This is a genomic window from Microlunatus aurantiacus, from assembly GCF_039536605.1.
In the GTDB taxonomy this organism is placed as follows: Bacteria; Actinomycetota; Actinomycetes; order Propionibacteriales; family Propionibacteriaceae; genus Microlunatus; species Microlunatus aurantiacus.
Genome location: NZ_BAAAYX010000008.1, coordinates 1 through 11564, shown reverse-complemented (window position 1 = coordinate 11564; position 11564 = coordinate 1). Strand labels below are relative to the sequence as shown.

Here is an 11564-nt window from a genome sequence, read left to right as displayed (position 1 = left end):
CCAGAAGCAGCGCCACCATTCAGACAGACCCGCCCACCAACGCCGATCGGTGGATCGAGGCTTAGAGGTGGCGTTCACCTACTACGAGCAGACCCTCACCATCCATAAGGAGACCGGCGACCGGCGACCGAGTCCACCATCCGCGACAACATCGCCATGATCTACCGAACAGCCGAGTACCTGACCGCTGCAGCCGTCGACCTCGAACGCGCCGTCGCCGTCGACGACACCCCTCAGCATTGCGATCTCACCGGCGGCACCGCGACGCTGAACCAGGTCCACGCCGAGTTCCACGCCAGCCCAACGGCCACCACTCATGAACGAGCCAATAGCCCAAGTATTCAAGCGGCTCGTATCGGCGGAAGGTATGTACAGAGTCGCCAATACACGGTCTGCCAGCACGCGTTCAGCTTAGGGGCTGAGGTGACCGAGGCAGGTTGCTGGAGTTCCGTTGCTATCGCTTTTCGTGCCGTCGGGGCATGTCGCTCCTGTCCAAGCCACGTCCCGAACAGAAGCGCCGCCGAGATCAGCACCGGCGAGGTTAGCCCTCGTGAGGTTGGCCCCGTCCAGTGTCACACCGACCAGTTTGGCGTTGCGCAGGTCCGCGCCAGCCAGCTGAGCATCGGCCAAGCTTGCCGTGACTGGGCCGGGGTTGCTGGCCCACGCGAAAGCGGCCAGCCCGGTCGCGGCAATGAACGTGGCGGGCAGCAGCTTCCACAGAAGAGCCCGGAAGCGCCCAAGCAGCAGCTCGTACTGAGCCGTCTGGATCGTGGACTTGACGGCCGCATCCCACCGACGGAACTTCTGCTCGGCTTCCTCAGCCTCCTCAGGAGCCGTAACCGGGTGAGCAGAAGGGTCCTGTAAGGCTCGGCGTGCCGACTGCAGGTCGTCCCGAGCCGTCTCCCACTCAGTTTTCAGGGCAGAGAGGCTACCGACCACGGCGTCTGCAGCCAGAGGGATCTGCTCAGGATGATCAAAGAAGAACCGAATGTCAGCCCGCAGCGGCCCAACCCTCTTCTTGGCTAGCTGGCCGTTCACAGTCTTGACTGACCTGTCCCATGCACGAGCCAGGTCACCGAGAGGCAGCCCGATGGGCAGGAGGAGCCGGACCGCATTCCACAGGATGAACGCGATCGCCACGAGTGCGAGACCTGCTGCGACGACCGCAATCGGTAGCCGCGCGCAGCTGATCGAGGAGAAAGGTTTGCAGACCGGAAGACTGCCAATGTCAGACAGCTGGCTCCCAGCAATGACCGCTGCGCCAACTGCTGCCGCTGCGCCAAGGAGCCACTTACCTGCCTCGCGGATCTTGGTGGAGGACTCGCTATAGGGCTCGCTGGCTCGGTCGTCAGCCACGGTTGATCAACGCTCCGTCTCCCCCAGATCATCGGCCCGCCCGGCCGCTGAGGTATCAGGGTGATGGTCTGCCGTGTGCCCCGCGCCTGGGTCGGTCTCTAGTCCGCGCTCGTGCTCTTCTTGAAGTGACGGTCCCAGCCACGGCCCAAGAATGGGATCGGACTGTTTCCGAGGCTTAGGGGGCGGTTCTTCGGCTGTTGCGTCAGTCATCATTGCGTCCATCTCGGTCGAAACTGCTGCAAGTGTGCCGGGTGCAGTAAGGCGTGTCCAGACTCGGCCCTACAGTCGTGGTCCGATGAGCCACGAGGACCTCGCAGTTCTGCGCCCGACTAGACCCACGCTCATGGCTTGGCTTCAGAAGAATCTAAATCATCAATGCGGGGGTGGTCGTCGTAATGGCGAGTGAGGCTGAGCTCGAAGAAGTATTTCGGCTAGCTGAAGCCGCCAGCATCAGCGGGATCGTCGCCGACGTCGGCGACCGCCTAGCCAGCAGCTGGCTGGTGGTGTCCAGGTTCCGGGAAGTCCAGGCCCTGACAGACCGCTCCTTACAGGTTCAGACAAGCCCCTCGACGCTGCTCTACGCCGGCCGGGCGTTCAGTGCTACCGGGAACCGGACCGCCGCCCTCACCTGCTTCCAGCAGGCCCTCCCCCTTTCCCGAGAGATCGGCGACCGCGCCAGCGAAGCCGCCGCCTTGAACAACATCGGCGGCGTCCACCGCCGCCGAGGGGAGTTGCCGGCCGCCCTCACCCACTACCAGCAGGCCCTCACCCTCTGCCGCGAGGTCGGCGACCGCGCCGGCGAGGCCACCACCTTGAACAACATCGGCATGGTCCACCATGACCGCTGGGACCTGCCGGCCGCCCTCACCCACTACCAGCAGGCCCTCACCATCCGCCGCGAGGTCGGCGACCGCGCCGGCGAGGCCACCACCTTGAACAACATCGGCGGCGTCCACCGCCACCGAGGGGAGCTGCCGGCCGCCCTCACCCACTACCGGAAGGCCCTCACCATCCGCCGCGAGGTCGGCGACCGCGCCGGCGAGGCCATCACCTTGAACAACATCGGCCTGGTCCACCGCCGCCGAGGGGAGCTGCCGGCCGCCCTCACCCACTATCAACAGGCCCTCACCATCCGCCGCGAGGTCGGCGACCGCGCCGGCGAGGCCATCACCTTGAACAGCATTGGCGGCGTCCACCGCCGCCGAGGGGAGTTGCCGGCCGCCCTCACCCACTTCCAGCAGGCCCTCACCATCCGCCGCGAGGTCGGCGACCCCGCCGGCGAAGCCACCACCTTGAACAACATCGGCAGCATCCACCACAACCGCGGGGACCTCCCGGCCGCCCTCACCCACTACCAGCAGGCCCTCACTCTCTGCCGCGAGGTCGGCGACCCCGCGGGCGAAGCCGTCACCCGCTACAACATCGCCATGGTCTACCGAGCAGACGGGAACCTCACCGCAGCCGTCACCGAGCTCGAGCACGTCGTCACCATCGAACGCGCCATCCAGCACCCCGACCTCGCCGACGACACCGCCACACTGAACCAAGTCCAAGCCGAACTGCAGAACTCGCGAGCAGCCGGTAGTTCACCTGACGAAGTGGTGTAAGAGATAGAGTCGGCTACCACCCAGAGTGGTTCAACAGGCACAGGTTTGTCCCGGCGAGGAACTCATTGCCGACCCTCCCACGCGGACCTGTTTACAGTTCTGGGCATGCCTGCCCTTTCGTCGAGTGGCTCGGTCGCCTTCGACACGCTGCGTGACCGTCTTGCCAGCGACCACCATCTTCGCGGGGAGCTGGAGAGCGCACTGGACCTGAACGTCCGCCGGGTGAACCCGACGGACCGGGCGAACCGGTTCGGCTCGGGCGCAGCCGGCGAGTGGATTCTTGCTGCAGCGGCCTACGCCGCAGGTGTCCTCACGGTCCCTGGTGGCCACAACGCGAACGGCTTCGGCCTGCGAGACGACGCCCGCGGGCTCTGGTCTGTCAAGACACCACCAAGAGATCGGACTTCCGGCTCACCAACGGCATCGGAGGGGCAGGCGCAGGATTCGCCGACCCGTCGTGTTCCTCTCCCCCTGCAGGACGCGGCAGATGTTCCAGAACAAGGTGCCGCGGGTCTCGCTCATGCCGTGCTGGAAGCCGGACTTGAAGAACGGCTGGCAGGGGAAGCCGGCGGCGAGGACGTCGGTGGGCGGGACCAGCATCTGGTTCGTCGTGAGGGGGACGATGCGCCGTCGACCCGCTGCAGTTTCCGGTCGGCGGCGTCAGCGGCCGGCAGCCAGTTCGCTTCGTACACGGCGGCAGCCGCCCGGTCGATCTCGCTGACGAACCAGCACTCACCCCCCAGACCAGCCAGGGCAGCGTGGAAACCCCCGACCCCCGCGAAGAGGTCGACGAAAGAGAAGGTCACACACCAAGCTCAGATACCATCGGTCATATCTGCGAATCGACGCGCAGCCGCCCAGAATGCGGCTTCACAGTCCCTCTCGGCGCCACTCGGGCAGTCAGTTGCTGCCGGTCCCGTAGCCGACTGCACTCGCCTCTGCCGACCAGTCCGGCGGCCGTCGGCTCATGTACCTGTGAACCCGGGGCAAGGTTCTCGGGTCGAGCCGGTTCGGGTCAGCGTTCGATTCCCGGGTCAGAGTCCAGGGGCCGGCGAGGCGGCTCCGTTGGAGGGCTTGGACGGCGACCTGTGCTCTCGGCCGCCGGCGTCGGGAATCCGGCCTGTCGTCGGGTGACCAGCTCGCGTATCTGGGTGTCGCTCAGCGTGGGGGCCCTGCCCGCTGGACGTGTCGCGGCGGAGCCGCTGGTGCAGTGTGCTGGGCCCATGCGGTGCACCGTGTCTTGACGCCTTCCAGCCGTGCTGGGGTGACGCCGTACCGGGAGACCTGAGCGGGCAGCAGTCGGCTCGCAGCGGCGAGCTGCTGGGCGAACATGCCGACATCGAACCCAGGGTCGCGCTCGGTCGCAGCGGTGACCAGCTGCTCGTCGTCGAACCGGCCAGACCCGCGGATGGCGTCCACGTCGAGGTAGTTGCGGGCCTCCGCCCTGCTGTACAGCGCGGACACCTTGTTACCGACCGCATCGGCCAGGCTCAGCACCGGCCCGACCTCCAGCCGCACACCGGGTCTTCCCCGCGCCGGTCCACCCCGAGGTCGACGTCGACCTGGAGGCCGTCGGCAGTGGCCACTTGCAGACGGGCGTACTGCGGTGCTCGGCGACTGTGGTCGACGGCGAACCAGCTCCACCTCGAGCCAGGACGTGACCGCGTTCAGCGCCACCGTGGACGCGATGACCGAGTGGCTGGGGGTGAACAGGTCGACGTCCTCGGTCAGCCGGTCAATGGTGCCGTGCTCGCGGATCGCACCAGAGCCCGCCAGGGCGAACCCCCTGCACGCTCGTTAGAGCGACCCGGGCGACGCGCGCTGCACAGAGACGGCACGGTCCGGCGCCGGAGAGTCCTTGGTCACGAGAGCGGCCGACGCCGGCCGAAGCTCTGAGAACCGGGACTCCCACATCTCACGCACGCGCCGGTCCAGCATTATCTCCGGCCACCCCGCCGTCAGCCGGTTGCGGTGAAGCACGCTCGTCAGGTCCTCAACAGTTCCCTCGGCCAGCACCGCCTGGTACGCAAGCGCTGTCCCGCCCGGCTCGTCGAGGTCGACGAACGAGCCCCCCGGCGCCACAGCACCGAGTGCGACAGCTCAACCACACCGCCGCCAGGCCCTCGGAGCTGATCCAGGTCGTCGACGACCGCGTACGGCTTCAACATCACGGAAGAACACCCGCCTGGACGGGCTGCTCGGCTAGCCGACTGACCAGGCATGGTGGACCTCCCCTCGTGACTCCACAAAAGGTACAGACGGCACCCATCGTTTTGGTGATGAGTTTCGGTGTCGGCTTCCGCCTGCCGGCAGCCGAGGACCGACGACGAGCTTCGGTCACCAGAAACGAACGATTTTGGGCCGGCTACAGATCGGCGCCTCTGGCAGCGATACCCGCGTAGCAATCTGCATTCCGACAGCACCAACACAGGAGCCCCTTGGTGGGTACCGGGTTCGGCAGGTCTCGAGCAGAATCACGGAAAGCGTCACAAACGCACGTCTCTGCGTCGCGTTCGGTCAGTTTGCTACGGCCCAATGCTTTCCTCGTCGCCTCAAACTAATGTCTTGAGCTTCGGCTACGGGCAGTGCATAGTCGGTGTGTCGACGCGACGGGGGTTTCTGTGTGAGTGAAACACGTGCGGCAGTGCTGGAGCAGCAGCCGACGACTTCGACCGACGCGCTGCGCCGAGGTTCACATGCCCTTGTTGCTGGTGGCCGGCAGCGCCTCAGGGCGTCTCGGCCGCGGTTGGCACCGCCTGCAGGACAGCGGGGGCTTCAGTGGCTCGACTTCGCCCGCGAGCAGCCCCACTCCCTGACCCTGAGTGCGCTCGAGGCCGTCACGCAGCGGCTCACGTTCCGCAACCGGCTCGGGCTGGCGTTGACGATCGCACAGTCAGCGACCCGCCTCGACCCTCTCCGTGAGAGCGCGACACGGGTGTTCAGCGGGATCCATCTCCGTGATGGCAACTCGGCGGCGGCGTGGACGGAGTACCGCCGGCCGCAGGCCCAGCTGCACGTCGAGACTGGGTCGCTGACGAGCCCGAGCGTGACGTCGCTCGTTGCAGAGATCCGCATTACCTCAGATGCAGTCTTGGCGGACATCGCGACCAGCCAGACGACGTCTCGTCCTACGCGGGCCCGGCCACGCCGATGACCTTCCACGAGGGACCTGCGCAGCTTGCCAACAGGCACGGTGATTGCACGCTGTCTGCGGGGAGACGGACGAAGCACTGGGCGGTCCGGGTCGTAGTCATTGGTGCCGTCGTCAGCACGCTCGTGACGTCGGTGTCAGCTGGTACCTCCGCTCACGCCTTCGCACTCGAATTCCACGAGGAGATCACCTATCAAGGGCTGGGCTCCTCGGTTCCCGCGTCGACCGTGACCAGCCCGTTCGTGCGTGAGCCGCTGCTGTCTGTCATCGACGCCCAGCACGACTGGATGGACAAGGGGTTCCCCTCGGCCCGCCGCGGTGACGATGAGAAGCATTTCGACGACTGCGAGTTTGATGGCTCTGCTGAGTTCATCCGGGACAGATATGCGGGGACGCTGGCGAAGCTGGACGCCTACGACGTGTGGGGGGCAGCGACCGACTTCGGGCGAGGTCTGCACCCTGTGCAGGACTTCTACAGCCACTCCAACTGGGTCGAGCTTGGGTTCCCCAGGTCGGACAACCCCCGGACCGGCGCCGTCGAGGTGGCAGTCTCCGATCTTGTTGACCTGAGCGGGTCGAGCCGGTCACTGGACCAAACCTGGTTTGCTCCCGCCGGGGGGGCTGTGGTGCGCGACGACATCCTCTTGGGTGGGGATGACTGGGATGCCATACCGGGCGACTGGTCGATCGAGCGCAACGGTGCTGGCCGGTTCGTCCCGGTGCTTCTGGACGCGAAGGGCTCCCCTCGAGGCCGACTCCTTGAGACCGGTGAAAGTAAGGGGCTCTTTGGAACCCGCATCTTCGCCGACAGCGAGTGCGATGTCACCTCTTGGCGCTGGCCCCCGTCGGATGCCTACACCGGGATCAAGCACGAAAACTTGAACAAGGACTCACCGACGTCCGGCGCCTCAGACGTCCCTGTGGCTGAGCGCCGGCTGAAGCATGCTCGGGCGAAGGCGCTAGCGACATTGCAGACCGGCTACGAGTGGTGCCGCTTGGTACGTGACGCCCGACGCGTCAACCGTGACGGGCTCCTGGTCTCGATGTGGGTAAAGGCGGGCGGGAATCCGCATCCGCCGGGGACCCCATGTAGGCAGGCGGTGCCGGGGCCGCAGGCGGTGACCGTGACGATCGAGTCCGTGCGGATCATTCACGCCGGCGACTCCGATGGGACCGCCGGAGAGGTTCAGCTGGCGGCCGTCCTCTACGACGACCCGCAGAACTTCAGGCGGTCGGTCCACACCACCAACCGTGGTGGTCGGGTCAGTATCGTCGACGGCAGCTTCATCCCTCGAGGCCAGCTGCCGGGGCCCATGACGCTCTGCTTGCCGAAAGGAACGCGTACGTCGTTCACTCTCCACGCATGGGACAACGACGATGCTGCCGGAGAGCCGTTCAGCGACGAGTTCGACAATGCAGGCGACGATCCTGACGACATCATCCAGGGAGTCCGTCGCGACTTCGGCGACCAGTTGCCGGTCGGTGTACAAGTTGCCGAGTCCAGCGACCTTCAAGTCAGCTACCGCGTCTCGCGGACCGCGGGGGCTGCCACCGCTTGTCCGTTGGAAAGTAAACAGTGAAGGAGAAACGGTATGCCAGTAGCGCTGGAAGCGGACTTGGAAGAGCCCAGCTTGCCGTTCCAGGCGAGCATCGCAGGCACGGGGACCGCCACCCCGGCGCCGCCGGTGGAACCCGGTGACCTGCCTGTAGTCATTGCTGTCCGGCTCAGGTGGCATCGGAGGTTCAGAAAGGACCGGACCCTCCACTACCGCGAAGAGGAACTGGCCTCCGGGAGCGTGCAGCTCGGCGTCTACTACAAGCTCAAGCCGCACGAGCGCAAGACCGTCTTCGTCGAAGTGATCAACAAGAAGACCGGCCACAAGGTCCAGTCCAACCGGGTGACCTTTGAGGGTCAGCCAGACTTCCCTTCAGGCTAACTTTCCGGAATCCGAGCCTCTCCGGGAGGCTGCTGCCGGTGACGACCGTGCCTGGGCTGGCCGGGGATGGGGCTAGTGCTCGATGCTGACCCTCACGCCTGGATCCACGCCCGTGAGGGAATGGGCAGGGACTTCGAGAAGGGCGTCGACGGGCGCGGGCGACGTCCAGCGTGGACACGCGTTCTGGTCGAGCTCGAGGCAAGGAGTCACTGTGTCGACCGCTAGGACCTCGCTGTCGATAATCCAGGCGATGTCGAGCTTGATCGTCATGCCGGCCATCCAGACCTGCTGCTCGCCGCGGCTGCCGAACTGAAACAGCATGCCGGTGCCGGCGGGCACGCTCTCGCGGTTGCCGAGACCTTCACGCTGTTGTTCGACGGTCTGGGCGACTTCGACCCGGTACGTGAGGGGTCCGATGGTGACGGTGGCGTAGGTCGGCTCAGGGCTGGGCGGTGAGCAGCCGACCACGGCGATCAGGACGGCGAGCAGAGCGGCCACGGTCAGGCGTGTCCGTTGTCGCACGCACTCCCCCACTCTCGAGCTGCTGCTGGTCAGCGGCGCTTGCGGCCCTTGCCCTGGTGCTCGTCGCCGGTCTTGCGGAGCTGGTCGACGATGTCGTCGGTGGTCATGGTGGCGGCAAGCCGTTCGAGAGCGAGCCGGACGATGGCGCTGCGGGAGATCGCGATGCGTGGCCGGCTGGTCTTGCCGGCGTGGGTGATCTCTTCGAGGTACAGGCGTCGCTCGCCTCGAGGTAGATCAACATCTTGATTGTTGGCTCCTGCACAGGCCGACTCCCCTGCCACACTCGTCGCCACGGGCGTCGGCTTCGGGGTCGGGACGGCCGCGGTCGCCGGCTCCGGCTCGAAGACGGGTGCCGCGGCCTCGACCGCTGCCGGTTCAGCTGCGAGCTCGGCGACCTGGACGGGGTGGCGCGGGGGGGGTTCCGCGGGGTGGGAATGCTGCGGCTGCGGCTCTTCCGCATCTCGTCGAGCATGCTGAGGCCGTCAGTCATTGACGTACTCCTTCACGAAGGCGGCGAGCGACCGCATGGCAGTGGCAACGGGCTGGAGAGCTTTGCCGGGTGGGTCTTCGCTGGTAATGGCCATCCGCTTCTTGCGGGTCCCGACCGCCAGGGCGGCGGGGGGTGAATGCGTCGACCGACTTCCACCACAGCTTGGACACGCGGCGATGCTTTCACGGATGCCGGCACGGGACCCTCGTGCGATGCAGCGCACGGGTGCTTTGGCAGGCTCAGTGCAGCCGCTTGGTGAACATGAGTTCGGGGTCGTTGTTGAGGATGATGCTTGTTCCCTGCTGCACAGGCACCCCGTCGAGGACGACGCCGGCGCCGTCGGGCACGTAGCCCCGCTTGACGTACATCCGTTGAGCGGTGCCGTAGTCGGAGAACAGACCGACCCCGAGGCCAACGACACTGGAGAACCGGGCGACGCGGCGCTCGGCCTCGTCCATCAGCGCGGTTCCGATGCCCGCTCGTTGGCGGTTGCGTAAGACGCTGAAGTCGGCGATCTCTGGGATGCCGGCCGCCGCGAAGGGCAGGTAGTTCGAGCGTGTCTTGATCAGCACGTACCCCGTCACCTCAGACTCGACGGAGGCGACCACCATGTCGAGGCTGCCCTCGGATACTCGCCCGAAGTAGTTTTCGAACAACACTCGAGGCTTCGGCCAGCTCGCGAACGCGGTAGCAAGGACATCGATGTCCTCCGCTCGCACCGTCCTTGTGTCTGCCTGCACCAGCGGGAACCTACCGGTGAAGGACCGCAGGATCTAACCCTTTAGCCGACCGGTATGCGGGTGCGCCGAAGAGGGAGGCAGGTGTCTCACACTCCACGCTCAACCCACCCTCGGTGAGAACGCCTGTCCTACGGTGACTTGGGTGACTAGGACACGGTTCCGGACGGCAGTTGCGGTGTACGGCATCCTGCGCGCCGGCACCTGCGTGCTGCTCATGCGCAGAGCGGGATCTGGGTATCACGATGGCGAACTGAGTCTGCCGGCCGGTCACCTCGACGGCGGCGAAGACGTTCGCACCGCCCTGGTGCGCGAGCTGGCCGAGGAACTCGTGGTCGCCGTCGACCCCGACGACTGCCGCCTCAGTGCCACCGCCCATCGCGCGCCCGAGCATGCTGACGACGACGAGTACGTCGACTTCTTCTTCACCATCGACCGGTGGATCGGTACCCCAGCGATCGGTGAGCCGACCAAGTGCACTGAGTTGGTCTGGGCAGACCCGCAGCAGCTACCTCCTGACGTCATCGACTACGTCAAGCGCGCCCTCCAGGCATGCGACCAAGGCGAGCCTCTGGTGCTCGCCGGCTGGGACACGCGGTCTCCGTAGACGGACCGTCCAGCGAGATCAGGGGCTGCTGAGTGTCGGTCGGTGCCTGTGCCGTGCCGGCAAGCCGTGGTCAGTAGCCTCAAGGTGTGGCAGGAGCGGGCGTGCTGGTCCGGAAGGCGGTGCTAGGCGACGAGGCGGGTATCGCCCGTGTGCATGTCGCTAGCTGGCGCGAGACGTATGGCGACCTGTTCGACGAGCGCTTCTTCGGCGAGGAGATGCTCGAACGGCGACTGTGTTTCTGGAGGGACTATCTCCAGCTGAGTCCGCGTCCGGGCCGGATGGCGGTAGCAGTCGACGCAGGGCACATTGTCGGATTCGCCAACGCCGGGGACTCAGTCGGCCAGGACGCTGAGCACGGGAACCCAGTCGCTTGCCCTCTCACACTGTTCTCGATCTACCTGATGGAAGTCGGACACGGCACAGGCGTTGGACAGCAGCTCCTCGACGCCATCATCGGCCAGGAGCCTGCGCAACTGTGGGTGCTGGGGGCCAACCACCGGGCGATCGCGTTCTACCAGCGCAACGGCTTCAAGTTTGACGGTGCCGAGTCGACCGACGCGGCCAACCCAGCGCTCGTCGAAAAACGAATGGTTCGCTGAGCGACCGGCGTTAGAGGTTCGCTCGGGATCGGGGTTAGGTAGCGTTCCGCTCGTGCGCGAGGGTGGAGGGCTGGTTCGTCTGGCGTTCGGTGCTCATCACTGGTTGGCGACGGGCTAGTGGACGGCAATGTCTTATTCGCGGGATTAGGCCTTCTTGGAGCGGGTCTGCTCCTCCTCGTCGTTCGCATGGTGCTGAACAGGAGGACAAGACCTGCTGCGCACCCGGCTCGCCGTCGGATGAGAGCGATTGGGTACCTACTTCTGGCTGCCGGCATCGTTCTGGTTGCGTACTTCTACATCGCAGCTGCGCTGATGGCTCCGGTGACGCCCGTTTAACTTCGCTCATCTGAAGCGTGGCACAGGTCGAGGCACGCTCAGTGAGTATCTGTCGCTGACTGAGCTCGCAAGCCCCACTCGATCAAGCACCCGAGCACGGACGCTAACTGCAACGCGCCGGTGTCCCCTGCGGACAATCTCGCGCACGTTGCCGGGCGCTTAGCCTCAATCCACCGATTGGCTTGGGTAGTTGATCTTGGTTTGGGGTTGGCCCGGTTACTG

At 65.9% G+C, this 11564-nt stretch carries 13 protein-coding genes; 6 read left to right on the top strand and 7 right to left on the bottom strand.

Annotated elements, in window-relative coordinates; translation table 11 throughout:
• Positions 1 to 411: 411 nt before the first annotated feature.
• The gene (locus ABD714_RS11615; RefSeq protein WP_344812515.1) at positions 412 to 1356 is read right to left on the bottom strand and encodes a pentapeptide repeat-containing protein; all 945 of its coding nucleotides are present in this window, start codon (positions 1354 to 1356) and stop codon (positions 412 to 414) included.
• 395 nt (positions 1357 to 1751) lie between these two features.
• Here ABD714_RS11615 and ABD714_RS11610 point away from each other — a divergent pair, with 395 nt between their 5' ends.
• A complete protein-coding gene (locus ABD714_RS11610) occupies positions 1752 to 2963 on the top strand; it encodes a tetratricopeptide repeat protein (RefSeq protein ID WP_344812514.1) in 1212 nt (403 codons plus the stop codon).
• A gap of 411 nt (positions 2964 to 3374) precedes the next feature.
• Here ABD714_RS11610 and ABD714_RS11605 read toward each other — a convergent pair whose 3' ends face one another.
• The 3 genes from ABD714_RS11605 to ABD714_RS11600 form a co-directional block, all read right to left on the bottom strand.
• Positions 3375 to 3563 carry a DNA cytosine methyltransferase gene (locus ABD714_RS11605; protein ID WP_344812513.1) on the bottom strand — a complete coding sequence of 63 codons (189 nt, stop codon included), beginning with the start codon at positions 3561 to 3563 and terminating at the stop codon, positions 3375 to 3377.
• Positions 3482 to 3769 carry a DNA cytosine methyltransferase gene (locus ABD714_RS23075; protein WP_425562388.1) on the bottom strand — a complete coding sequence of 96 codons (288 nt, stop codon included), beginning with the start codon at positions 3767 to 3769 and terminating at the stop codon, positions 3482 to 3484. Before ABD714_RS23075 ends, ABD714_RS11605 begins: the two co-directional genes overlap by 82 nt.
• 352 nt (positions 3770 to 4121) lie before the next feature.
• Positions 4122 to 4481: a hypothetical protein gene (locus tag ABD714_RS11600; protein WP_344812512.1), complete on the bottom strand. Its 360-nt coding sequence runs from the start codon at positions 4479 to 4481 to the stop codon at positions 4122 to 4124.
• A gap of 1078 nt (positions 4482 to 5559) precedes the next feature.
• Between ABD714_RS11600 and ABD714_RS23070 the strand changes: the two genes are divergently transcribed.
• From ABD714_RS23070 to ABD714_RS11590, 3 genes are read left to right on the top strand one after another with little or no spacing between them, the layout of a single operon-like run.
• The gene (locus ABD714_RS23070) at positions 5560 to 6117 is read left to right on the top strand and encodes a bacterial transcriptional activator domain-containing protein (protein ID WP_425562387.1); all 558 of its coding nucleotides are present in this window, start codon (positions 5560 to 5562) and stop codon (positions 6115 to 6117) included.
• Complete coding sequence (locus ABD714_RS11595; protein WP_344812511.1) at positions 6114 to 7694, top strand: hypothetical protein; 1581 nt, start codon at positions 6114 to 6116, stop codon at positions 7692 to 7694. Before ABD714_RS23070 ends, ABD714_RS11595 begins: the two co-directional genes overlap by 4 nt.
• 12 nt (positions 7695 to 7706) lie before the next feature.
• On the top strand, positions 7707 to 8051 hold the full coding sequence (locus tag ABD714_RS11590; protein ID WP_344812510.1) for a hypothetical protein: 345 nt from the start codon (positions 7707 to 7709) through the stop codon (positions 8049 to 8051).
• Between the two features lie 72 nt (positions 8052 to 8123).
• Here the strand turns inward: ABD714_RS11590 and ABD714_RS11585 are convergent, their stop codons facing one another.
• The 3 genes from ABD714_RS11585 to ABD714_RS11575 all read right to left on the bottom strand — a co-directional run bounded on the left by ABD714_RS11585 (position 8124) and on the right by ABD714_RS11575 (position 9803).
• Positions 8124 to 8549: a DUF192 domain-containing protein gene (locus tag ABD714_RS11585; RefSeq protein WP_344812509.1), complete on the bottom strand. Its 426-nt coding sequence runs from the start codon at positions 8547 to 8549 to the stop codon at positions 8124 to 8126.
• Positions 8550 to 8602: 53 nt separating this feature from the next.
• A complete protein-coding gene (locus ABD714_RS11580; RefSeq protein WP_344812508.1) occupies positions 8603 to 8866 on the bottom strand; it encodes a hypothetical protein in 264 nt (87 codons plus the stop codon).
• A 436-nt stretch (positions 8867 to 9302) separates the two neighbouring features.
• Positions 9303 to 9803: a GNAT family N-acetyltransferase gene (locus tag ABD714_RS11575; protein ID WP_344812507.1), complete on the bottom strand. Its 501-nt coding sequence runs from the start codon at positions 9801 to 9803 to the stop codon at positions 9303 to 9305.
• A 133-nt stretch (positions 9804 to 9936) separates the two neighbouring features.
• Here ABD714_RS11575 and ABD714_RS11570 point away from each other — a divergent pair, with 133 nt between their 5' ends.
• Both ABD714_RS11570 and ABD714_RS11565 read left to right on the top strand, forming a co-directional pair.
• The gene (locus ABD714_RS11570) at positions 9937 to 10407 is read left to right on the top strand and encodes an NUDIX domain-containing protein (protein ID WP_344812506.1); all 471 of its coding nucleotides are present in this window, start codon (positions 9937 to 9939) and stop codon (positions 10405 to 10407) included.
• A 101-nt stretch (positions 10408 to 10508) separates the two neighbouring features.
• Positions 10509 to 11006 (top strand): GNAT family N-acetyltransferase, encoded by a 498-nt coding sequence (locus ABD714_RS11565; protein ID WP_344812505.1) that lies wholly within the window; start codon positions 10509 to 10511, stop codon positions 11004 to 11006.
• Positions 11007 to 11564: the final 558 nt, after the last annotated feature.

Bases quoted from the DNA above. Each gene is read 5' to 3' on its own strand.
- ABD714_RS11610 (WP_344812514.1), top strand. From the start codon at position 1,752: ATGGCGAGTGAGGCTGAGCTCGAAGAAGTATTTCGGCTAGCTGAAGCC.
- ABD714_RS11605 (WP_344812513.1), bottom strand. From the start codon at position 3,563: ATGCTGGTCCCGCCCACCGACGTCCTCGCCGCCGGCTTCCCCTGCCAG.
- ABD714_RS11595 (WP_344812511.1), top strand. From the start codon at position 6,114: ATGACCTTCCACGAGGGACCTGCGCAGCTTGCCAACAGGCACGGTGAT.
- ABD714_RS11590 (WP_344812510.1), top strand. From the start codon at position 7,707: ATGCCAGTAGCGCTGGAAGCGGACTTGGAAGAGCCCAGCTTGCCGTTC.